Below are 25,283 nucleotides of genomic sequence, written 5' to 3'. Positions count from 1 at the left end.
AAAGGGAGGAGATAAATATACTGTTTGATAGTTGAAGTTTTTCTAGACCTTTTTTCTAGGCCTTGATAATAGAGGCTATGGAGGACGTAGATGTAAAAGATTGAAATTAATTTTCTTTCTGGGGTAGAGAATATTAATGTTTCTCGTTAAATAAGACGAGTTCTAGTAACTTAAGTTTAAATCGTGCGAAATTAAAAGCTGGTACAAGTAATCAAAGAAAAAGGGAACAGCAGCGCGTGCAAAGATAACTGGAAATAAAAATGCAATCTCAATCGATACGACGTTTAAAAAGCTACATGTACATGACGCATGAGCGCGCATTTATTTAGTATACTTTTGTAGGCAGTGGCAAACGCTGAGTTGCTCAAAAGGCAAGCCCTGCCGCTTTATCTGTTTAAACTAAGCAACCAGATTTTAAGACTTAAACAGCACTATACTACCATGCATCCGCTAACCGCTTTCATAGCGTATTCTAGTTTGTCAGACTGCTGCTTTAGTTATAAATCCTCGCATCTTTTTTCCAGTAAACACATGGTTAGCAACTCCCCTTCCGATGACGATTGCAATGAGTATTATAACAGTACCTCGATGGAGGTGACAACCTGGGTCAGGGATCTGAGATGAAATATCTGGTAGCCAGAAATCAAAATCACTATTTCCGGTTATTTTTCATTCTTTAACGCTAACCCTTCTTTACTGGCACTCAGCGTCTCAATACGAATAGTCTGAATACGAATACCTTTTTGCATTCCATTCCCATATTTCTATAATATCGCATCTAAATCTATCTAGATAGAGCAGTATTCTAAATGCCTGAGTGGAGTGCGCCTAACAAATTTTACTGTAGCCAGGCCTCAATTATTACACCATCTAATCGAGCAACTATTTCTTCAACTGAATTTTCAAAAGCAATTTGCTATGGATTCTTCGTTATCATATAAACGCGATGATGTCGTTTTGATTTCAAATGAACTGATTTTATTACCTCCCTATGTGAGGAAATAGACGATTTAATAAATTCCTTAATTAATAGTTATGCTTTTCTGAGAGAATCATGATTCACTAATATTAATCATTTCGCAGTGTTCTCCCGTCAGTCCTAAAATATAATACCCATTTTATTTTTCAGCGAGGCAAGAAATAACCAACGCCCGTATCTGGAAAAACAGAGAGCCATTTCTGGCATCGCGAATATGAGCTTTTCAGTAGTTGTTCGACGAAATAAAGAAAGCGAAAATCAAAGGCTAGAATGATATAATTAAAAGCAGACTTTCTATGGTTTTTAATCCAATGAACGATTGGCAATTTTTATTAAAAACGGCGATTTCTGACCCGAATGAACTGTGGCGTGAGCTTGAACTCGATCCCATAACAATGTCTCAAACTCACGGTATTACTGCTTTTCCTCTGCGGGTTCCTAGAGGTTTTATGACCCGTATGGAGAAAAGAAATCCTCGTGACCCTCTGTTATTGCAGGTATTACCGACCTCACAAGAGTTGATTACTTACCCAGGTTATTGCCCTGATCCACTCAATGAAAAGCAATCGAATCGGATTTCTGGACTTTTACATAAATACTATGGACGAGTGCTGATAACATTAAGTGGCGCGTGCGCTGTTCATTGCCGATATTGCTTTCGTCGATACTTTTCTTATGACGAAAATACCCCTGGAAAAAAGGGATGGAACTGTATTTTTAATTACTTAAAATCGGACATAAATATAACAGAAATTATTTTAAGTGGAGGAGATCCTTTAATTGTAAAGGATACTCTACTAAAAGAATTTATCGAACAAAGTGAAAAAATTACGCATATTAAACGATTACGTATCCATACTCGTCTTCCAGTGGTGATCCCCGAGCGAATTACTTCTGAATTCATTAATCTACTATGCGAATCACGTTTTTTATCAACTGTAGTTATCCATTGCAATCATCCGAACGAAATTGATCAATCAGTTATAAGCGCACTTGATCCCTTGCGTCAGTCAAAGATAACGTTATTAAATCAGTCTGTTTTGTTAAAAAACATTAACGATAACGCTGAAACACTCATCCACTTAAGTGAGCGTTTATTTGAATCCGGTATTTTACCCTATTATTTAAATCTTCTAGACCGAGTGGAAGGCGCCTGGCATTTTGAAGTAAATGAAATTAAAGCAAAAAATTTGGTACTCCATTTAATGAAACGTTTACCAGGTTATTTAGTACCTAAATTAGTGCGGGAGATTCCCGGCGCTTTGGCTAAAACTGCTGTTCCAGTGACTTTATGACCTACTTCAATTTAATTACTGTTCTTTGCCTGCTCTCCATCAATCAACACATCCACTTGGTGTTACGTATAAAATTATTGAAATGTGCATAATCAATGCCTCACCACAGTAGGTATATGATGAAAAATTCTAGTACATTGCCGCGATTTTCAGAAGGACAGTTATTAATATTCTCCGTAGCCGCAGCAGTAGTATTACCCAAAAGAAAAGTAAATGAAATAGTTGTAATGAATTTTCTAAGCTTTATCCAAAGGTAATGCGTGGGGGTAGATATTCCGTAACTTTTTCCTATAAAAATCTAAAAAAATTGCTCTTGTACTTGTACTAAAAATTCATTGTCTACACGATAATTTATTTGACCCTCACCTTTTTGGACCGTTGACTCTACCCCACCCGTTTAGATAAATACCACGGGTTCAGAAGGCATCATCTCTGCTTCGTACTGCGCTTTGGCCATGGGTAGGGTGAATCGCGAGCGTTATCCACATGACATTTATCTTCTTCCAATTTCCTGTCTGGCTAATTTTAATCACGTTCAGCTTGTCCACCATGAATTTTCGATCTCTTAGTTTAGATAACTACTGAAACTCAATTTCTAAAATGGCTCCACTTACCTTTTATTAAGTTAAACTGTATCACCAAGGCCTCATGGCAAGATGATCTTTCTTCTGAATGATTGTGACAAAATTTTTATCTGAGCTTAAAGAACAGTAGTTAAAGCCATCAGCAAATACAATCGATCGATAACTTATATCAGACGATATTACAATCAATAACAGAAGGTTTCTAAACGAAATTCCAACCACTCTAGATAGTAATTCTAATAAATTTTTCAAGGTCATCTAAGCCAATTACATTCAAATTATTCAATAGATTCTCCAGTTCCGTCATTATAAAAGTGATCCATAACTCTGTGGTTAACACGATTAGATCGAGGTAGAGGCCCGGTTCTTTGTGTGATCAGCTCACTACGAACATCATTTGCTACATAGAGTTTTTTTGTAAGTATCCATTACAAAATTTGCGCGAGAAAAGTGTTACTTTCGAATCTGGCTATCGACATTGCTGATTATCTTTCTGTTAATCGGGTGGGAAGTATGTTTAAAGAAATCTGGGTTACGATCATTTATGCGTTATTATCGGACTATATTTATATTATTGAGTAAGTGGATAAGTGATCTCCTACAATACTCTTAATAGGCAATTTACTTGCTTTGCCGACTTTTTATCTTTTATCTCGAAAAAACTCAAAGTAGTATCTAGCCCAATCACTTGATTTCCAACAAGCAATTAAATCACCCGATAGCTACCCGATAGCTGACATCAACCCTCTTCATACAGAAGTTAAAATATGACTATAACATTTGTACTCTTTTGCCGCTACTACACAAAAAAGTAATCTCTGATTTTGGCCGACGGCAAACAATTTTATGGCATTAAAGTATTTAAACTTAAGATTGATCTGTATATTAAAAAACGAGGAATAATGTATAATGATGAAGGTGCTCTTTCATCCTAAAATGATGCTATCTTATTTTTAAATCTATGAGTAACAGAATACGCCATTACTCGGTCGTTGATAAAACTATTTCACAATGCCATGTTTTTCTGGAGATATGTTTTGGCAAACCAATAGCCAAGCGAAAAAATCCGGCAAAGGAGTCGGATAAGCAGCTCCCTTTAACACCTGTCGAGAAAAAGCAAAGCGTGAGTTTTATGCGTGTTAATCACAGCGGAGAAGTCTGTGCTCAGGCTCTTTATCGAGGACAAATGATTCTATCGGAAAAACCAGCTGTGCGAGCGATATTGGAAACGGCGGCAGAACAAGAAACCGATCATTTAGCCTGGTGCCAGGAGCGCGTGTATGAATTGGGTGGACATGTCAGTTATTTAAATATTTTCTGGTATACAAGCGCTTTTTTAATCGGCTTACTGACAGGATTGTCCGGAGATAGCTTGAGCTTGAGTTTTGTTGAAGAAACAGAAAAACAAGTAGAAGTACATCTAGCTGGTCATTTACATAAACTTCCATTGACCGACATAAAAAGCCGAAAAATCCTAGAGCAAATGCAAAAAGATGAGATAGAACACGGGCACAAAGCAAAATCTGCCGGCACAAAAAAATTACCTTATCCAGTAAAAAAATTAATGGCTCTACATGCGAAAGTGATGACTACACTTGCTTATTGGATTTAAAAAATTTTTCAAAAGTTGATGTCCTTTTTCTGTCAACACAGATTCCGGATGAAATTGAATACCTTCTAATAAATAGTCCTTATGACGAATACCCATGATTTCATTCTCCGTCCATGCGGTGATTTCAAATATAGAAGGAAGTGATTGAGGATCAATTACCAAAGAATGATAGCGCGTAGCTTTAAATGGATTCTTTAGATGGCGGAAGACGCCTTTTCCGTTGTGATAAATCGGCGATGTTTTTCCATGCATAATTCTTTTTGCAAGAACGATTTTAGCACCAAATGCTTGAGCAATTGCTTGATGACCTAAACACACTCCTAATAAAGGGATTTTTCCGCAAAATGTTTTAATAACTTGGATTGTCACTCCTGATTCTTCTGGACGCCCTGGACCTGGAGAGATAACAATTTTTTTGGATTTAATGTCTGGATATCTGCAATCGAAATTTTATCGTTAAAATAAACAGTAACGGACAGGCCTAGCTCTTCAAAATACTGAACCAGATTATAGGTAAAAGAATCATAATTATCGATTACTAATAGCATCTAACTAGCCGTATAACAACAACACCACGCTTTTGGTTTCCAACTTACTTAATTGCCGCCCTCTTTTCACACTGTGCCATACATAGTTCTTCTACTTTCGATATTACCTCCCTAGTTCTTCCCCTGAGGGCAAAAAGTGTAGTGGTCGTACAGCTCCCCTTCTTAATCATTTAAATCCAATCTCTGACGGAGAGTTTTAACTTCTTCTTTGTAATCCGATGCGTGAAACAACCCTGAACCAACCACAAAAAAATCTGCCCCCATACGAGAAACTTTTTTGATATTATCAGCTTCAATCCCTCCGTCAACTCCAAGCATTGCTTTACTATGGACTTTATCTAATAGTTTCCTCGTTGATTCAATTCTTTGTAAGCTATTTAAAATAAAAGATTGCCCTGCAAATCCAGGACTAACGGACATCAATAAAACTAAATTCACTTGCTTCAAAATAGATAATGGCAATGATATAGATTTATCTGGGTTAAACGCTAATCCGCTTTGCATACCGGCTTGATGGATCAGCTCTATTACCTCTTCCACATTTTTTACTGTTTCAGGATGAAAAGTAATTAAACTTGCCCCGGCCTCGCGGAAAGGCTTGATATAAACCTCAGGATTATCCACCATTAAATGTACATCAATAGGCTCCGTGATTTTTACATGACGAAGAGCCTTACAAACAACTGCACCAAAACTTAAATTAGGAACGAAATGATGGTCCATAACATCGCAATGAATATAATCAACGCCGGCATCAATAATTTGTTTTGCTTCTTCTCCTAATCGAGAAAAATCGGCAGACAAAATTGAAGCGGAAATAAATTTCTGCATAATTACTATTCTCCTTCCTTCGTCATTCTCATCAGGAATAAACGAAGATTCTTCTAAGACACTCTTCGAGCTTTCCGAATTTTTTCATATGCATTCTTTATTTGCTGTGTTTTTTGAGTTGCTGCTTTAATCATTTCTGGTGGTAAATCTTTTGCCATCAATTTATCAGGGTGATGTTGATTCAGCAAGCGACGATAGGCTTTTTGATCTCTAGCATACTTGCAGTACCGGCAACACTCAATACATCATATGCTTCTAATAACTGAGAATCAGGGTCTACGCGCGTATTGTATTTCTGATAATTTTGATTATTTTGCTTCGTGCGATAACGCCACTCAAATTGCTCAAAATGAAATCCAGCTATACCTAGTTGTTGACTAATATATTGCAAGATGCACCGTTTTCTCTCATTGATCGTTTTAGCGTCCGCATAAGTCACTTGAATCTGGATTTCTAAAAATATACGCAATAAAGCTGGTTGAAAAACACAAGCATGTCTTAATTGACTTATTACCATATCAAGGTTAAAATCCGATCGTTTTCCCTCAGTAAATAGGAGAATGGCTTCGCGTTTCATGTTGTTGTTTAGGCTCATTTTTTGCATTACTTGGCGCGCCTGGTAAATTTCATTTTCGGAGACCCGACCATCGGATTTTGCCAAAAATCCCATCACACGAAAGGTAGTATTGAAAAACACTTCTTGTACTCTTTGACGGTAAGAGTGTGTTGATGAGTGTAACCATTTTCGAAACCAGTCTTGATCAAAAACGAGATGACCAATAAAAAAACCTATGATAAGGCCAAAGTTGCCTACTAGAAAGAAGCCTAAGATCATGCAGATGATTTTACCTGTCCAGTTCATTGCCCGCATCATAAAGTGTGTTAACATCAACTCCTAGGAAATAACTATATGCTTCACAATTCTAGCACTCTACATTTTGCCACCGCTTTCGACGAACCATTTCGTCGATTGGAAAAATTATTTTTTAAAAATCAAGTTTTTATTGAAACATGGTTTCGCGAACAATGGCTCAAAATAACACCACCTTTCTATACATCCGTCGATTTGCGTAATTCTGGCTTTAAATTAGCACCTGTTGATACTAATCTCTTTCCCGCTGGCTTTAACAACCTCAATCCCGATTACTTGCCCCTTTACATTCAAGCCGTGCAACCCACTATAGCGGAGATTTGCTCTGGTGTCACACGACTTCTATTGATTCCAGAGAGTCATTCTCGGAATATTCATTATTTTGAAAGCGTAGCGAGGTTGGTAGAAATTCTTAAAGGCGCTGGGTTTGAAGTCCGTATAGGTTCGCTGGATGAATCATTGACTGAACCACAAATTTATGAATTACCATCAGGCCTAAAATTACAAATCGAACCACTAGAGCGGAAAGGTAATCAGATTGGAGTTAAAGATTTCTTCCCACGTTGCATCATATTAAATAATGATCTATCAGGGAAAGTCCCAGAAATTTTTAAAGACGTTAATCAGCAGATTACACCTGCCCCTCAACTTGGCTGGTCAAATCGTTTAAAATCCTCACACTTTCATGCTTATACCCGCGTTTCAAAAGAATTTTCCACCATCCTAGATATCGATCATTGGCTGATTAATCCATTTTTCGATCAATGTTCCGAAGTGAATTTTCTTAAGAAAGAAGGAGAAGAATGTTTGGTAAATCGGTCTGATGGTGTGTTACGAGCAGTTAAAAAGAAATATGCTCAATATCACATTGCTGAACAGCCTTTTTAGCTATTAAAGCAGATGCAGGCACATATGGTATGGCAGTCATGATGATCCAGGATTCTGATGAATTACGACACCTTAATCGCAAACAGCGCACACGCATGTCTACTTTAAAAGGTGGCGTTCCTATGACAAAAGCAATCGTACAAGAAGGTATTTATACGTTTGAAACTGTCGGAAAAGAAAATGCTGTTGCTGAACCTGTTGTTTATTTGTTTGGCCGACACGTGATCGGCGGATTTTACCGCATTCATAAAAACCGGGGTCCCAATGAAAATTTAAATGCTCCTGGCATGGATTTTATCCCAATGTCTTTTGACTGCACTTGTAATACTTCTTCATATATTAATCATTCAATGAATCGATTTTACACTTATGGTGTTATCGCTCGTCTGGCCACTTTGGCAGCTGCACGTGAATTAGCCTTATTTAAAAAGAACGCCAAATGAATGTGGGCATATTAATGGATCCTATTCATACTATTCATGTTAGGCATGATACGAGTTTTGCTTTTCTTTTAACATTGCAGGCACGGCAACATAAACTTTATTACTTAGAGCCTACCGATATCTTTTTAAAAAATGGAGAAGTTTTTGGTTTTTTTTCTCAAATTCATGTACAAGATAACACTTCTCATTGGTTTGCCCTCAGTGAACGTAAAACAAAATCATTAAATGAGCTGGATATTTTGCTCATCCGGAAGGATCCACCATTTAATACGAACTATCTTTATTTGACGCATTTGCTTGAGCTTTCTGAGAAAGATGGTTTATTCGTCGTGAATAAACCAAGGAGCTTACGGGATGCAAATGAAAAATTATTTACTAGCTGGTTTCCTCACTGCACACCCAAAACATTAGTAACCTCAAATAGAGGTTTATTAATAGAGTTTGCCCATGAATTAAAACAAATTGTAATAAAACCTCTGTATGCGATGGCTGGCCAATCTGTATTTCGTTTATCTATCGATGATCCAAATATACCCGTGATTATTGAAATGATGACAACCCATGGAAATCGACTAGTTATGGCACAACAATTTATTCCTGAAATTAAACAGGGTGATAAGCGAATTATTTTGATCAATGGTGAGCCCGCTGCTCCTTATGCGCTTGCACGCATTCCTGCAACCGGCGATTTTCGCGGTAATTTAGCGGTAGGCGCACGAGGTGAGGGGCGAGAGCTCACTGATCGCGATCGCTGGATTTGCAAAAAGTCGGCCCAACTCTGCGTGAAAAAGGATTATGGTTCGCTGGACTTGACGTCATTGGTGATTACTTAACAGAAATTAATGTCACAAGTCCCACCGGCGTTCGAGAATTAGAGGCACAATTTAATATTGATATTTCTGGGAAATTCATTGAGTTCCTTGAAATTCAATACAGTGAGAGGGGTGCTTCTCGTTAAACATTGCCAGCGTTGACATTTTCCTTAAACGTGTGTACAAGCGGATAGAAATATATTTTGAGTCTGTTTTTTCTTCATTTATCAGAAGGAAAAAGGGAAGCAGAAGGTGACGCAATGCTGCGTTGCTGGCCATCAGAAAGAATTCGGTGTTTCGACATATAAATAAATACTTCAAATACATTAGAAATTTATAATTTAATATATATTCAATCCTTAAAAGAAGGAGTGTACCCTTAATTGAAGTTGAAATTAGTACCTAAGAATATCAATGATTGTTCTGTTTTATTAGTCGTTACCAAATCTCGTCTCGAATTACAACAAACTGGTATCAAAGCACCCGGTCCCATTTATGTAGATTTTCTTAAAGGCACTTTAGCACACCGGAGATTGTTTGGCGGTGGGCGCAGTCAACTCATTGCACGGGCTGTTGGATTAAAATCCCATACCAGTCTGACCGTTTTAGATTTAACAGCGGGTTTAGGAAGAGATGCCTTTGTGTTGGCAAACTTGGGCTGTGATGTCACTATGCTCGAACGTCATCCTGTCATTGCTGCTTTATTAAAAGATGGGCTAAAACGCGCACAAGCAGCGGAATGGTTTCGGGCTCTGAAATTAAAATTAATTGAAACAGATGCTCAACGTTACTTATCTTCTACATTAGAAAAATCTTTTGATATTGTATACTTAGATCCGATGTATCCCATAGGAAAGAAGTCAACTCTAGTTAAAAAAGAAATGCGCCTATTGCGAGATGTTGTAGGTCCTGACGAGGACACCATGAAATTATTAAATCTCTCACTGAAAAAAGCTAAATACCGCGTTGTGGTTAAACGTCCCCGACTAGCACTACCACTTGATGGTCTAATACCCAATACGGTATATACAGGTAAAAGCAGTCGGTTTGACGTTTATTTTTAAAGTTTTTCTTTAGTAAAATAAAATAACTCTTACAACTATCAACTTCAATCCTTTTTAAAATTTTTAAATGAATAAAAAACTACAAGACCCTACGCTTTATATCTTGGTAATTCTTAGAAAACTTGTGCTTTATTGAATTAAAATACTTATATCCTCGGGTATTCAGATTGGTTACAATAAATTAAAATTTAATAAAAGATTTAAAGACAGTTTTTTCAAGTGATTCTAATGGGTATTTAGCTCTTATAACTAATTTCGTCTTCTTATTTGCCTGTGGTTTCTACCATTAGCTAAGATCAGCTAAAACCATCCCATTATAAAAAAACAAAAAGCTAAGCAGAAAAGGAAGAACCACACCCACAAGTTATCTTTGCATTCGGGTTTCGAATAACGAATTGGGCACCGCTAACATCTTCGCGATAATCAATTTCTGCACCATGGAGGTACTGAAGGCTCAACGGGTCAACTAACAATCGGACTAAACTCACTTCTCTCTCACCGCCGCCATCCTTTTTTCTTTATCTACTTGCTTCTCAATAACAAGATCATCGGCATTAATGAATTCTTCAAACGTAAATCCATATTTAAAGCCAGAACATCCTCCACCCGTAATAAACACACGCAGGCTCAGTTTAGGATTATTTTCCTCATCAATAAGCTCCTTCACTTTTCGGGCTGCTGCTTTTGTAAAAACCAAAGCCGACCGAGGAGTTATTTTTTGAACTAATCCGACCATGCGGGGATTATACAACTATTAGATATCCACGTCAATTGGAACACCATTTCTTAATACCTATCCTCTATGTGACTTATTTAAGGTTCATCCGTAAATGAAATGCAATCTTAAATTACCTCTGCTGCTGTCACATTCCTGCAATTAAGCTTGAATCCCCATCTGATCGTTGGATAGAAATAGCAGGAAAAAATAAAAGCCCTTTCAGCCTTTTTTAGAATGACAAATCTTAATGATATCTTAAAAAATCCATCTTTCAGTAAGAAAGCCTAAATCAAATTTTCTTTTTGCATCATGATAATTAACGCTATTTAGATGAACCTCTTTTAAAGAGGTTCATCTATTCAAAGTCCGGATAAAATTATTTTAGTGACCTTTTCATGTATTAATTGGCTCTTCTTTTAGAAGAATAAGGATCTACGTAAAATTAATATCAAATTGCATTTATTACATATATCCGTTTCGCTTATAGAAAGTTACTTATTGGATTTAAGCATAACTACAAGCAATACTGACATAATTCAGCCGCCGTTTTAATGAGATCATTGTGTTTCATTAATCTGGACAATGATACTACTTCTTAAATCCTAAAAAGAGAATGGATGCCTATTATTTTAATTAATTCAAATCTGATTTATTTGCGTCAACTTTCAACCTTAATAATGCGGATAAATGTAAAAGAGTCTTTCAGATTAAAAATTACTAAAAATAGGACGATTACTTACAGCGGTATCTACAATTAAAAAGTGTCTTCATTGCATCATCTTAATTATTTTTTAGACTTTTTCTGCAGGTAGAACTTAATGCCAAGTCCGCATCATATCATTTCCATTGGAGAGATACTTGAGCAATTTGCGAAAGCAGACCTGCTTTAACTGTAGTTGTAGTTCTCCTCTTCGGGTTCTTTTAATTGACTAAACTACTTCTCATAACATTAAACACAAATGACTTAGATCTGATACTCAATTACATTTCAAGCATCTCGAAATCGGATTTCATCGCACCGCACTCAGGGCAAAGCCAATCTTCTGGTACTTTTTCCCAAGGGGTACCAGGGGCAATCCCGTCTTCAGGACAGCCCTTTTCCTCATCATAAATGAAACCACATAACAAGCATATATATTTTTTGTACAGCATATAGAGAACACCTTTGATGCTGGAGCACCGAACAATTAATTATTCTGTTATCTTTTAATAGACTTAGAATTGTATTCTAGGTAGTATCAATTCACCAACCCGGGCATTTCGTTCTGTTAGCGTATCATACTTTCTTGATTAAAATCTTATAATTCATATGTAGTAGGTACAAATGATAATTATTATGTTAATTACGTAGAGTCATAAAGGGTTTAAAATACTATGGATACTATGTGCACTGGCTGTATTTCAGGCAGTTCATGAATCTATAGAAAAGCAATCTAAGATTTTAAACTCCTATAATTGTAATGAAATGAAACATGCTGAGATGATCAGCGAATTTATGCTCCCACTGAAAAAGTTTGAATAGATGAACCACAGGCAAAAATAATTATAAGCGCATTGAATTGCCATGCAGATTGTCTTCGTAGTTAAAGTAAAACTAGCACCTTAACTTTCGCGTACCGACAACACCGATCCTACTAAACATTCCATTTGAGACTATGTAAGATGCTTTGACAAAATCAGCATTATCAAAACCAATCACAGGAAATATAAATTTAGTACCCAAAAACCGATTTCTTATCGGGCCTAGAGCTGCGGTGCGATCAAACATGGGGGATTGCCTTTATGGACAGGGAGATAGCCTCTTAATTTTAATGAAATGATTAGTGTATTTTAAGTAGTAAAGGCGAATACTGCAGTTAGTACAGTTATCGTAATAGATCCTTGTCAGCGCTTATGGAGAGGAAAGCAGCGTGGGGCGCAGCAGCCCCCGTCTATGGAATTGCAATAGACGGGGCTAACTAGTTTATCCACTTTAAAAGCACCAACTAAAGAAAATGTTTTTTCTTCGTTAAAAAAACTAAACAATTAATTGTTGGCATTTCATACCGCATTAAAGTAGTTCATATTCTATCGACTGCTAATTTTAATTGGAATTATTTTCGGTTTGTTTTTTACAGACGAAAATGTACAATCTTCATTAAACAGGGAGTAGTTGCTTACAATATGAGCGCTTTAGACAATTTTTGCGTCATGCTTGGTTAACATATTTATTTCGCGTTTTCTCTATATTTGAATTAGAATGCATTTCCTCAAGGTGCATAAAAGAAGAAATCAATCAAACACAAAGGTAGTAGAAGGAAACTTTTTCTGATTAATAATTTCTGCTACTTAAAAAATGTTGATCATTTTCCAAACCAACCCCTAGATAAAGAACTAGAAATTAAAAGATAAAGTGGAAAACTGTATGGAAGTATATTGCTGACGGAAAATTTCAAAATAGGATTAATTCTCACCACAGCCTATCCAGCGGAATTTTTAAAAGATACTTGGGGCAAAGTTGGCAATCGTCGCCATATGCGATGGAGTTAACTAATGCAATAATTTTCTATAATAAACGCGCATCGGCTACAATCCCACAGGCACGATTGCTAAATAAATTTTATTTAAATACAAAGAATTTGATCTTTTCTGAATTCTTTAATCGACTTTTAATGGGAGTAATATTTCATTAATTTTTCTGGTATAAGTTTTTTGCGTTAAAGGAAATGCTGCCACCTGCATGGTAATTGTGCCAGTACCTGGAGAAGCATATACCCTTTTCAATCACCGTTTTAGCAGCACGAAAATTCCTGTCAAATGAGCGCCCCGATGTTCATAGAACGAACATCCTCGCAAGGTACCATATGAATTAATAGTTTTGTGCTTGACCCAAGGAATTATCGGAATACACTTGCTTAGCGCCAAATTGCGCGATCAATTTATGGTCACGGCTATGCTCTCCACAGCACACCCGCAATGGCAACTTTCAAATATGCATCACGCAATGTTCTAATATCAGGGAATTACTTCTATATGAACATCAATCCACTGAACAAATGTGGTGACAAAGGGGAGCCAAACAAGACGACCCAAATGTGTAACCTGCGAAGCTGCTGACTTCGTGCTTGCAGGTTCGTTTTATCGCAATGACCAAAATACTGCGCCGATCTTCCACAGCATTAAACCAATTTAGTGATGTTCTCGCGGTATTTATCCTAAAATAGGCCATGAATCGACATAAATAAAATTTGTACAAAGAACAGCCTCCTGTGAAAAATGCTGCTCTTCATTCAAGTCCAAGCAATTATCCCATTACTAACGTTAAGTAAATTATATAATTATTTTTCTTATCAAAACGAAAGAATTATCATATTCACAATATTTATTTGACTTTATGAATTTCATCATTACATTGCGCAGATGAAAAAATGACTCACCTTCACCTACTATTGGAAATCAGTTTTCACCCAAATCAGGTGATATGTCGCTGATCGTCGCACCAGTTCAGATTTTTATTCGTAACGAATCGCTCGGGTCACATATTCACTCCATTCAACCGCTGATAAAACTACTGGATATTTTCTAATCCATTAAATTCTGATAAAAGTAATAAAAGCGGACATCATACATCGGATGAACATAATTTATGCTCATCAAAAAATTTTATTTGACATCAAATCAACTGTTACCGATCCCAACGACGGCCTTGTGCGAGATATGTCAGATTCCTTTCTTGAACTTGGCACTACTTATATTCTATTGTTTCAGTCACAGAACAGTTAGCCAATCAACATGTACTTTCATCTTCTGGATCACAAAAAAGGTCGCATAATTATTATACCAAGTCCTAAGTTGATGACGAATAACCGTCAAATTACTATCATCGAGCAGCATTCCTTATCAAGAGACAAAGCAATGGGGAATACGAGCGTCGCCTTTAAAAAAGCCGAGACTATACGGATTAAAGCAACATCCATTGTACTCTCACATTCTTTTACAACTGAATATTAATTAGGTAAAATAAGTCCATTTGGTAAATGGTATCTCTACTTGCTTAGAGCTCAGCAATTATCCCAGTGAAGGGGGTGATAGTTAATGATCAGGAAACGTTATAAACAGAACCTGTATTGCTCACCAGTTTAGGTGGTTGATTTCAACACCACAGACAGTCATTAGTTGATCAAGCATGAGGCAATTGTTGATTTTGTAATGTCAAAGACAATTACACAAGTTCATGAAAAAATCCCCACAACATTTACTTAATAGGTCCAATGGGTGCCGGAAAAACTAGTGTTGGGAAATGTTTCGCCACGCTCGCGGGAAGCCTTCTTTATGATTCTGATAGTGAAATTGAAAAAAGGACTGGCGCTGATATCCCATGGATTTTTGAAAAAGAAGGTGAGGCAGGATTCCGCAAACGCGAATCAGAAATGATCGAGTTGCTTTGCAAACTAGACAATATTATTTTATCCACTGGCGGAGGCGCTGTATTAACTGAAAGCAATCGTCACCATTTATCCGATGGCATCGTGTTGTATTTAATGGTTTCTATTGATATCCAATTCAAACGCATTACACAAAAAAGAGAATCTCGTCCTTTATTTATCAAATACAATACCAAAGAAAAATTGAAAAAATTAAATGAAGAACGAGAGCCTTTATATCGCTCTATTGCGGACCTCATTTATTCCACCGACAGCCTGAATCCTCGACAACTAGCAACTCAAATTTTAAATGATATTAAAAACATCTATCAGATACCTCGTAATGAATATTACTGTCATTTTCACAAAAGTAGATTTAGTAAAAAGAATAAATTAGATGTGACTCAAAGAGTCTTGCCTTCGCGGCAATGATGGATAAAACAAAGTTCTAAAGATACTCAATAGGAAGTGATCAACAAAAAAGATAAAATAATTTGTTAACTACTATCGAAAAACCGGAACAAGAAAAGAAAAGTCTCCAATGAAAATAGAACAATTGACTATCAATATTGATGAGTGTTTTTACCCGATTTATATCGGCGAAAACCTTTTGCAAAACGCGGCTCTGTTCCGTCACTATATAAAAGCCCGTCAAGTCATGATCATCACTAATAAAACCATTGCACCGCTTTACATCGATGCACTAAAAACTATTAGTTATGACCTTCAATGTGATATTTTCATTTTACCAGATGGCGAAAAATATAAAAATCTTACTTACTGGGGGTTTATTTTAAATGAACTGGCTTCACGTAATCATCACCGTGATACTACACTCATCGCTTTAGGTGGCGGTGTTATAGGAGACATTACGGGGTTTGCAGCAGCTTGCTACCAACGCGGCGTTGATTTTATTCAAGTACCAACGACCCTATTAGCACAAGTGGACGCTTCCATCGGTGGCAAAACGTCTGTCAACCTTCCAGAAGGTAAAAACCTTATCGGCGCCTTTCACCAACCTAAAGCAGTGATTATTGACCTTACTACACTCCAAACGTTACCTAATCGTGAATTTAAAGCGGGTATTGCTGAAATTATTAAAGCCGCCCTCATTTGTGACGACAAATTTTTCGATATACTGGAAGCGAATCTTCCGCAGTTATTACAACGTGACCCTAATTTACTGCAGGCGGTAATTAAGCGCGCTTGTGAAATCAAGCGCGAGATTGTCATGTCTGATGCAAAAGAGATCCGCGGAGAACGTACCTTATTAAACTTAGGCCATACCTTTGCACATGCAATTGAGCGCTTATTGGGTTACGGTGATTGGTTGCATGGCGAAGCGGTTGCCATAGGACTGGTATTAGCGGCCAAATTTTCGCATCAACAAAAATTTCTTGATGGCGCCGCAGTACAACGCATTCATCGCCTCCTTGAACAAATTCCTATAGCTACCAATCTTCCCCAAGCTATTGGGTATAACACTTTATTGGCAACGATGTATATGGATAAAAAAGTTCTAAATGATCGTTTGCATCTTGTTCTGTTGAAGCGTATCGGAGAGGCAATGATTTCTGAGCAGATTAACGATAAACAATTAAAATTATTTTTTGAGCAAATGAGTCAAAATCGTTAAATAAAGGTTGAACACACACTCTCTGTTCGTTGCTACGGTAATGAGAATGAGCTTGAAAAGAATTGCATCCGAATGTCCCTTAATGTAGTGTTGTGCTCTTTTTTCCAATCTTCTTTGTAAGTCATATAATTTTTCATTTAAGTTGTGTAATTTTTTAAACATTGTGCTGTTCTTTCTGTCAAAGCATTCCATTAAAGATTATTTTTCCATAACCAAACAATGTCTCCATTCACATCTAACAAAATTGATAATACTCCTTATAAGTACGTTTAAAATAAGAAGGATAAGGGAGAGAAATTAGAAATATTCCACGAGGAAGAGTTATTCTTTCTACCTACCTTTACAAATTAAGTTCTCTTTTAGGCTCATTTTCAGCCTATTTTTCCATCAATAATCCAAACTTTAGAGACGATGAGGTAACCGATTATCATTAATATCATTTAGAAAATAAGCCAATGAAATTTCATAATAAAAAGCGGATTGTTTAATAGCTTCTCTTCTGCCAATTCTTTTGAAAATATTAAATCACGTAATCAACTTATTACCCTAATCCCAGCATTGTTCTATTGTTCTTTTAAATTCTTTAGTGACAACTCTAGAAAGTTAAATTAGTGTTAATTAGTATAATGCCTTAATAAGCACCGTTGAATCATCTTCCCTATCTATTCTTACAATAACACCAAATACGTATATAAATAGAAATAAAAACTGACTTGATATCAACACACTATGCTTATGGTAGCTGATGTAACGATTGAGTTTAAATTAGAATCTGGCATTATCCCCGTAGAAACGTATGCGCTGGCCAATTTCAGTTCTCGTCGTATATATAGCTTTATATTTTCATCATTGCCCGCACTTTATTTACCTATATCGGTACAAACACAAGTTCTGTTATCTCAAAGAGTCTATAAAGAGGGGCCCTTGCTACATCATATCCAAAAAGATATTAACGCCGCATTTACCGTCACGACATAAAAACCGGCTGTGTACTTTTACAGAGAACAGCAGTAATTTCTATTTTCACACGCTAGTACACAAAAATTATTTACTGCTATCGCTGTTTTCTATTGTCTGATTTCGGACAATTTTCAACAATACTTCCCACGAATAGAGCGGTTAAAAGTCAAACTTTATAAGGAAACTTGTATTTCCTAGCAACCCGGAGTTGATAACAATATTGCTTTAAATCAATGACAACATGGACTATAAAATTATTTCTTATTGCCAGGTGGATATGCAATGATTATAAGTGGTGGCTTATAGCTCCGTTAGCCCAATTATTCTTAATCTCAACACATTCTTGTTCTATCTTAATTTCAAAGAAAAAATTAACGGGCCTCTTAAGCTTTACCACGATGTTACTAGCAAGTGTAGTTCACTTTAATTAATCAAGAAAAATACCGTCAAGCAAAAGAGAAGATTTGCCACTGAAATTTCAAATAGACAGCAGACTAATAGATCACGTAGGGGGTAACAATGATACACCTTATTACAGTCTATCTAATACAAGATCTATTCATTTACGCTAAAATTATTCTTAAACGAAGGCTGAATGGTAATTTCCTTCATTACGAAATAGATATCCCACACAAGCTAGCACAACATCTAATGATGTTGTGCTAGCTTGAATATAAACCACACTTTAAAGTATGTTAAAAGAAATGCTAAAAAATCTGATGATCTAACAACGGAGATGTTTATCAAAAAAAGGAGAAGCATATTATAAAGAACAAGGTTCATAGCGAATGAGATTCACGCCCTAAAAATACTCGCACCTATAATAGGTATAAACTTCAAACATAATCTAACTAGCAATGATTTCCCTTTCCCGTCATAATTTGATAAGCTCACATTGATCTACTTTGCATATAACAAAGTAAACTGTATGTATCCCTTTATTTAGAGGCCCCAACCCACGTCAAAGATCACATGCCCAACAGGTGTAATGTAACGATTGGTGTAATTCGAGGGTCGCTAAAACTGCTCCACTTCTCTGGTTAACTTCTTTTGTATTTGGTAGTATATGCCAAACTTGCCGCAATGAGGTATTATCATTTAGTTATGATTAATGAAAACATCCCCATATGTACCGTACGAAAGACCGATTATGTGAATTCTTCATAAGATCTATAAGTATGGATAAATACGCAATCATCGGCAATCCTGTAGAACATAGTTTGTCGCCAATTATTTTTCAGGCATTCGCTCAACAAACGCACCAGTCATTTGAATATTTTAAAATAAAAGCGCCATTGGATGGATTCGCCGCAGTTATCACGCAATTTCAAAAAGAAGGCGGCAAAGGTGCTAATATTACTTTGCCTTTTAAACGCGAAGCCTATCAATTAGCGAATAAAAAAAGTCAAGAAGCAAACCATAATGCAGCAAGTGCTTTACAATTTTTTGATGACGGCACTATTTATGCTATTAATTACGATGGTTTAGGTTTGGTGCGAGATTTAACACACAATCTCAATATAACGTTGAAACAAAAATCTATTTTAATTATCGGTGCTGGTGGTTCAACGCAAGGTATTTTAGAACCGCTTATTAAAACAGTGCCTTCAAAAATTGTTATTGTTAACCGAACCCCTAGGAAAGCACGCAAACTTGCTAATTTATTTCAGTTACATGGCAACATTGATGGGGTTGGTTTTGATGAATTAAAGCCCGTACATTACGATATAATTATTCACGCAACGAGTTTAGGTCATCAAGGAAAATTACCTGATTTACCAAATAGTTTAGTAACTCCATATACTTGTTGTTACGATCTTTCCTATGGCAAGATCGCTGCGCCATTTTTACATTGGGCAAAAGATAGGGGTGCAATGTATTGTTTCGATGGCCTTGGCATGTTAGTAGAGCATAACGCCGCTCTTTTTAATTTATGGTTCGGCATGCATCCTGACACACATTCTGTTATTAAAATGCTTGGGATGTTAGCTGATACATGAGAATAGAATTGGCTTGGATTAGCTTCTTAAATGAGGCAGATGCCAGCAGCGGCGGATGGTTTTAGAAAGTTTGATCTCATGGAACAAGCAAGATCTGATCATGGAACTTCTGTTAGGGATCACCAGATTGGGGTGAGGTCCTCCTTTTGTATTAAAATTATTCGCTACTGCAGGCACAAGGGCAGGTATTACATAACTACTGATGCAATAACTAAAAGAAACTAAAAATATTTTAGCCTGGAGAAGCTAAGCACTTTTACATTAGGAGGTTGTTTAGACAAAAACGTATACGATAATATCAACAAAAGTGTAAGAAAATATTCAAAAAATTTCCAACTAAGGAAGAAGTATTTTAAGATGTATAGCAATAAACGATTGCGAAAATCTCTCTAGCATAGATGGTAATAATACTCAGAAACATTAAAGATATTGCGAATAATCAAAATATTGAGTGCTATAATGCCACGGGTGACATCGCGCGCCCAATAATAAAACACTAAAATTTATCAGCTATTAAAAGAAACATTGATCACTTGTCACGATTCTGGAGAGCCATTGTATTATTGCAGGATTGGCGTGCAGCTAAGGAGAGATTCTTCTAATTTGAAATTATCTTGATTAAAAGTAATAGGTTCCCTATTGTCTTAAGTTGGTTGTCTTATGAATTTCGACGAAACAGCGCTGACAAATGATCACGATTCATTACATCTCGTTTTAATATTTTCATAGTAAATCAGTATCTTAATGAAATAAGATCAAAATTAGGTTATTCCTGCTATGTGTGCTTTTTTAAAATGATCCAGAGAGACCATCGTGTTGCTATTGTTTGTTATGCTTTTTAAAACCGGTATTATTAAATCTATTTTATCGGATAGGATAAGCCGTTATAATGCATAGATGAGCCAAACACTTACTAAAATCGATTTACCGCAGTTTAGCACGATTGTGCTGAATGATATTGAACCGTCATTAGATCATTTGTTGTCGGATAATAGATATAAAATCAATCAACTGCTTATTTCAGGGAAAGATTTTGCATGGAATACGTTAATTCAACCATTCGAAGATATTAATGAACAGTTGCATTATTTTTGGGCTCCAGTGACTCATCTTAATGCAGTTGTTCACTCTCCAGAGTTGCGAAGCATTTATCATGCTTGTCTTCCTAAATTGACAGACTATTTAACGGAATTAAGCCATCATGAAAGGCTTTTCTACGCGATCCAATCGATTGCAAAGGGGATGGAATACCAGAAACTTAACATGGCGCAAAGGAAAGTTATCGACAATAAAATTCGGGATTTTAAATTGTCTGGCGTTACTTTACCAGATAAAGGAAAACAATATTTCGCTGAATTGGCAAAAACGTTATCACAACTACAAAATAAATTTGAAGAAAATTTATTAGATGCAACGCAGAACTGGTATAAACAGATAACTGATGAAAATGAGCTTCGTGGTCTCCCCGAGCATTCTAAAACGGCTGCGCGACAAACGGCAGAGGAACGAGGTTTAATAGGATGGGTGTTCACATTAGAAATACCTTCTTATTTAGTGGTGATAACATATGCAGATTCGCAAACACTACGGAAAGAAATATATATGGCTTTTGTTACCCGCGCTTCAGATCAAGGTCCTAACGCGGGACATTGGGATAATTCGACTATTATGGAAGAAATTCTTCGCTGTCGTTTGAATTTAGCTAAATTACTTGGTTTTTCTAATTTTGCAGAATATTTATTGACCACGAGAATGGTAAAATCTCCGAAAAAAGCGATTGATTTCCTAAATGAACTGATAAAAGCTGTTTTGCCAAAAGCAAAATCAGAGTTTAAGACGCTCTGTGAATTTTCTAAAGAAAAATTGGGAATAGAAAAATTAGAAGCATGGGATATTGCTTATGCATCTGAAAAACTGCGCCAGCAGCAATATAATATTTCCCAGGAAGATTTACGACCTTATTTCCCAGAAACACAAGTCGTCCAAGGACTTTTTAAAATAGTAAATCGGTTGTTTCAAATTATCATCAAACCGATCAATAAAGTGGATGTATGGCATCCGGATGTACGTTGTTATGGTGTGTATGACAGCCAAAATGGTTTAATTGCTTATTTTTATTTCGATCTTTACGCGCGTGAAAAGAAGCGTGGAGGGGCATGGATGGATGATTATCGAATGAGGCGTCGATTGCCTAATGGGGACCTGCAATTGCCTATTGCTTTCGTCGTATGTAATTTAAATCCCCCGGTAGGCAATCAACCTGCTTTGTTTAGCCACGATGAGGTAAGCACCTTATTTCACGAATTTGGGCATGCGCTTCAGCATATGTTGACTAAAATTGATTATGCCGAAATATCAGGAATTCATGGTATACCATGGGATGCTGTAGAGTTGGCCAGCCAATTTCTAGAAAATTGGGCCTGGCAAAAAGAGTCACTTTATATGATTGCCAAACATTACCAATCCGGAGAGCCTTTGCCTGATAATTTATTTCAACGCTTAAATAAAACGAAAAATTTTCATGCGGCAATGCAAATCATGCGCCAATTGGAGTTTGCCTTATTTGATATGCGAGTACATGTAGAGTTTGACCCGGAAGAAAAAATCAAATTCAACGAATTCTTAATGAAATACGTTCTGCCATTTGTGTGATTGCGGTGCCGCCTTTTAACCGATTTCAACATAGCTTTTCACATATCTTTTCAGGTGGTTATGCTGCAGGTTATTATAGCTACAAATGGGCTGAAATGATGGCAGCAGATGCATTTTCAGTTTTTGAAAAAAAGGGTATTTTTGACTATGATAGCGCGCAACAATTTCTGACCTATATTTTAGAACCGGGGGTTCAGAAGATCCAATGGATTTATTTAAAGCTTTTCTGGGTCGGGAGCCAGAAATAGAAGCGTTGTTACGACAAAGAGGAATTTTATAATCCGGTGCCCCCCGGCCGGGCGGCAGGGGGGTGCGTTTATGTGAATTGCGCTGCTATTATCCAGCTTATATCATTAGTAATTCTTTTTGGAGTGATTCAGTGATACAATGAGCGAAATACGCCGAAGCGGATATTGGAACGGGTTGGTATTTATGAACAAAGAATCCTATTCCCCCGAGTTATGTTAAATGCTGTGAATGCTTTTGATCATATAGAGTATCCCATAGATGTGAGCATTGTTGTTTAAGTAATAAGTATTCAGGCGTGACAGATTTTAATGTTATCTGAATAGTCTCCTGCACAACTCCGTTATTTGAACTATCTCGATAAGATCCTTGCCAGCCTACATTCCTTCTTGGTTGGGTGTTTTAATCGATAAACATCAATTCTTTATGGATTGAGCAATTTTATCTAGTCAGCACTAAAAGTTAGTATCAACCAGGCAGTACCTATAAAAGTAGACTAGCTTAGTAAGTGCTATTAGTGTAAAATGGGGGAGTCTAGATCGTAGTCTTACGAGGTGTACGTGGTGATTAGGTTGGCTTTGGTAGTGTAGAAATTGTACTTTGCGCCATGTTTATACCCCAGCTGAAACGACTCTGGAAGCTCTGGATAGCGTGCACCATCATCCCTGCGTGTTGCATTTAATTCTCAGCAGTATTATATGAAAAGCAATATCTATAATGAAATTCATTTAAACATATAACCGCTCCAGAAGAAGAGGTCTCCGACACGTATCTTTTGGCTATGCTGTGTTGTTAGGTTAATGACACCATTATTCGCGTCAATGGAGAGGAAAAATGTCTGACCAAGACATCTATAAAAAAGCGGCTGCTCTCGAATCTATTCAGTATATCAAAAATATTGATATTATTGGCGTAGGAGCAGGCTCCACGGTCAATTATTTCATTGACGCACTTTCTAAAAAAAGACATCAAATTGAAGGAGTTGTTGCTAGCTCAGTAGCGACTGAAAAACACTTAAAAGAAAGAGGCATTCCCATCATTGACTTAAATTCGATTTCTAATCTGGAAGTATATATCGATGGAGCAGACGAATTTAATGAATATTTTTATCTCATTAAAGGTGGTGGAGGCGCTCTTACCAGAGAAAAGGTTATTGCTGCTGTTGCTAAGCGATTCATCTGTATTGTAGATGAAAGTAAACGTGTTGATGTTTTGGGTAAATTTCCGTTACCAATCGAAGTAATGAGAATGGCGCGAAGTTTTGTTGCTCGGGAAATTGTGAAACTTGATGGAAATCCTGTTTATCGTCAGGGATTTATTACGGATAATAACAATGTGATTTTAGACGTCCATAATCTGAATATTGTGGATCCTATTAAGCTGGAAGAAACCCTTAATAACCTTCCAGGGGTAATAGCGAATGGTTTATTTGCCAGACGTTCTGCTGATATTCTTCTGGTAGGTGCTTCTGGTGGCGTTCAGCTTTATCAAAAATCTCGTCCTGTAGCCACCAGAAGCACGGTACTTATTTAATTTCTTCTTGTGTAATTCTATGGTCAAATTAACATAGGACTTGCACTTTTCGTCATCATGAGTATAATGGCTTGCCAGTGTCCGTGTGTACACTTTGATCGGATCTACTTCAACGATTTTTGAGGAGATCATGGAAATGGAAAGTCGTGTGCGTGAAGCCGACCGTCATTATCCCTGTATAGACGGTTAGATAAAGGAAGATAAAATGTTAGTCTTAACAAGAACTGTTGGTCAGCGCTTGGTTATCAAAAATGGTGAAATTGTCCTGACTGTTCTCGAGGTGCGGGAAACCAAGTTCGACTTGGTATCGAAGCACCTAAATACATTCCCATTCATCGAGAAGAGATTTTTCAACGTATTCAGCAGGAAGCCCTAGAGAAAGTGCCTGGTAAAGTTGAAGAGGTGAAACAAGGGTGACCACTCTCTTAAAAAACATTATTTTTATGTAAATAAAAAATTGAGACCCGGCATGGCCTAACTTCTCATAAAGTGCAGCGCGCGTCATTCTAAAATGAAGGATTGCCTTATCAGATTTTAAAAAAGGGCTACTCTAGATCTACTGTCATCCCAGCCTATAACAGTTTGTGATACGAAGTGCCATCAATAATTTCAAGGAGCAATCTTGATAAAGAAAGTATATAATGCGCCACATCAGGTTATCGCTGATGGAGTAACTATGACGGGAAAAACACAGAATGTATTAAATCCTCAAAAAATTAAACTTTATAACCAGCTTTGTGGATTGGAAAAAAAGAAAAACAGACTTATGAGGCCTTAGCTGCTTTAATTACCTATATTAATGGTGAAAAATTGGAATGGGGAACCGATAATTTTAATAAGTTTAAGAAGGGGTTCTTGCTATAGTCGGTGAATTACCCATCTGCAAGAAAAATAAAATGCTCACCAATGAACCTAAATTTAATGTCAAACATTACGAGCGGGCCATTCTTTCAGCTTCTGACGTCACTTATCGCGATATGGCGATTCAAGCCGCCAATAAAGATTTGACCGAGGAAGCTATGGTAGAACTTATTGCTGCCATCTCTCGCGATTGTCGCCAAATTTCAAGAAAGTTAAAAGAAATCACTACAGAATGGCGCAAATGCCAAGTTCCACTTCATGTCAGCCAAAAACGGCAAAATGTTATTGAACTGGATGATAAAGAGTGCGTCCATGTGCACTAATTAGGTAACGTATTTCTCAAATAA

The 25,283-nt window shown here is 36.8% G+C and carries 11 protein-coding genes and 8 pseudogenes; 14 read left to right on the top strand and 5 right to left on the bottom strand.

Going from position 1 to position 25,283, the window contains the following annotated elements; genetic code table 11:
* The first annotated feature begins 1,275 nt into the window (after nucleotides 1-1,275).
* Together epmB and coq7 are read left to right on the top strand one after the other, a co-directional pair.
* Nucleotides 1,276-2,274 (top strand): EF-P beta-lysylation protein EpmB, encoded by a 999-nt coding sequence (gene epmB, locus LG660_RS03675; protein ID WP_258267328.1) that lies wholly within the window; start codon nucleotides 1,276-1,278, stop codon nucleotides 2,272-2,274.
* Nucleotides 2,275-3,819: 1,545 nt separating this feature from the next.
* Nucleotides 3,820-4,470, top strand: coding sequence for a 2-polyprenyl-3-methyl-6-methoxy-1,4-benzoquinone monooxygenase (gene coq7, locus LG660_RS03670; protein ID WP_258267327.1), 651 nt, complete (start codon nucleotides 3,820-3,822; stop codon nucleotides 4,468-4,470).
* Here the strand turns inward: coq7 and LG660_RS03665 are convergent.
* The 3 genes and pseudogenes from LG660_RS03665 to djlA all read right to left on the bottom strand — a co-directional run bounded on the left by LG660_RS03665 (nucleotide 4,429) and on the right by djlA (nucleotide 6,738).
* A pseudogene (locus tag LG660_RS03665) lies at nucleotides 4,429-5,018 on the bottom strand (anthranilate synthase component II). The gene coq7 and the pseudogene LG660_RS03665 overlap by 42 nt on opposite strands.
* A gap of 162 nt (nucleotides 5,019-5,180) precedes the next feature.
* The gene (rpe, locus tag LG660_RS03660; protein WP_258267326.1) at nucleotides 5,181-5,849 is read right to left on the bottom strand and encodes a ribulose-phosphate 3-epimerase; all 669 of its coding nucleotides are present in this window, start codon (nucleotides 5,847-5,849) and stop codon (nucleotides 5,181-5,183) included.
* Between the two features lie 181 nt (nucleotides 5,850-6,030).
* Entirely contained in the window at nucleotides 6,031-6,738 is a 708-nt protein-coding gene (gene djlA, locus LG660_RS03655) for a co-chaperone DjlA (protein WP_258267325.1), read from the bottom strand.
* Nucleotides 6,739-6,759: 21 nt separating this feature from the next.
* Here djlA and gshA point away from each other — a divergent pair.
* The 3 pseudogenes from gshA to LG660_RS03640 all read left to right on the top strand — a co-directional run.
* A pseudogene (gene gshA / locus LG660_RS03650) lies at nucleotides 6,760-8,051 on the top strand (glutamate--cysteine ligase).
* Nucleotides 8,048-9,009, top strand: a pseudogene (gene gshB, locus LG660_RS03645) (glutathione synthase). Before gshA ends, gshB begins: the two co-directional pseudogenes overlap by 4 nt.
* 237 nt (nucleotides 9,010-9,246) lie before the next feature.
* Nucleotides 9,247-9,927 (top strand): annotated as a pseudogene (locus tag LG660_RS03640) (class I SAM-dependent methyltransferase); the annotation flags it as partial.
* Nucleotides 9,928-10,259: 332 nt separating this feature from the next.
* Here the strand turns inward: LG660_RS03640 and erpA are convergent.
* Together erpA and LG660_RS03630 are read right to left on the bottom strand one after the other, a co-directional pair.
* Nucleotides 10,260-10,663: pseudogene (gene erpA / locus LG660_RS03635) on the bottom strand (iron-sulfur cluster insertion protein ErpA).
* Between the two features lie 963 nt (nucleotides 10,664-11,626).
* Nucleotides 11,627-11,797 carry a rubredoxin gene (locus LG660_RS03630; RefSeq protein WP_258267324.1) on the bottom strand — a complete coding sequence of 57 codons (171 nt, stop codon included), beginning with the start codon at nucleotides 11,795-11,797 and terminating at the stop codon, nucleotides 11,627-11,629.
* 3,098 nt (nucleotides 11,798-14,895) lie between these two features.
* On the opposite strand from LG660_RS03630, the pseudogene LG660_RS03625 reads away from it, so the two are divergent.
* From LG660_RS03625 to LG660_RS03585, 9 genes and pseudogenes are all read left to right on the top strand, one after another.
* A pseudogene (locus tag LG660_RS03625) lies at nucleotides 14,896-15,378 on the top strand (shikimate kinase); the annotation flags it as partial.
* A 211-nt stretch (nucleotides 15,379-15,589) separates the two neighbouring features.
* The gene (aroB, locus tag LG660_RS03620; RefSeq protein WP_258267323.1) at nucleotides 15,590-16,684 is read left to right on the top strand and encodes a 3-dehydroquinate synthase; all 1,095 of its coding nucleotides are present in this window, start codon (nucleotides 15,590-15,592) and stop codon (nucleotides 16,682-16,684) included.
* Between the two features lie 735 nt (nucleotides 16,685-17,419).
* The gene (locus tag LG660_RS03615; RefSeq protein ID WP_258267322.1) at nucleotides 17,420-17,662 is read left to right on the top strand and encodes a hypothetical protein; all 243 of its coding nucleotides are present in this window, start codon (nucleotides 17,420-17,422) and stop codon (nucleotides 17,660-17,662) included.
* Nucleotides 17,663-18,822: 1,160 nt separating this feature from the next.
* Complete coding sequence (aroE, locus tag LG660_RS03610) at nucleotides 18,823-19,644, top strand: shikimate dehydrogenase (RefSeq protein ID WP_258267321.1); 822 nt, start codon at nucleotides 18,823-18,825, stop codon at nucleotides 19,642-19,644.
* Between the two features lie 897 nt (nucleotides 19,645-20,541).
* Nucleotides 20,542-22,544: pseudogene (locus LG660_RS03605) on the top strand (M3 family metallopeptidase).
* An 832-nt stretch (nucleotides 22,545-23,376) separates the two neighbouring features.
* Entirely contained in the window at nucleotides 23,377-24,075 is a 699-nt protein-coding gene (rpiA, locus tag LG660_RS03600) for a ribose-5-phosphate isomerase RpiA (RefSeq protein ID WP_258267320.1), read from the top strand.
* A 205-nt stretch (nucleotides 24,076-24,280) separates the two neighbouring features.
* Nucleotides 24,281-24,492 (top strand): annotated as a pseudogene (gene csrA, locus LG660_RS03595) (carbon storage regulator CsrA).
* 205 nt (nucleotides 24,493-24,697) lie between these two features.
* The gene (locus LG660_RS03590; RefSeq protein WP_258267319.1) at nucleotides 24,698-24,853 is read left to right on the top strand and encodes a hypothetical protein; all 156 of its coding nucleotides are present in this window, start codon (nucleotides 24,698-24,700) and stop codon (nucleotides 24,851-24,853) included.
* Between the two features lie 118 nt (nucleotides 24,854-24,971).
* Nucleotides 24,972-25,259, top strand: a complete 288-nt coding sequence (locus LG660_RS03585; protein ID WP_258267318.1) for a hypothetical protein — start codon at nucleotides 24,972-24,974, stop codon at nucleotides 25,257-25,259.
* Nucleotides 25,260-25,283: the final 24 nt, after the last annotated feature.

The organism is Coxiella-like endosymbiont (assembly GCF_024730665.1).
GTDB lineage: Bacteria > Pseudomonadota > Gammaproteobacteria > Coxiellales > Coxiellaceae > Coxiella.
The sequence above is the reverse complement of the archived record's forward strand: the minus strand, read 5'-3'. Positions and strand labels throughout refer to the sequence as shown.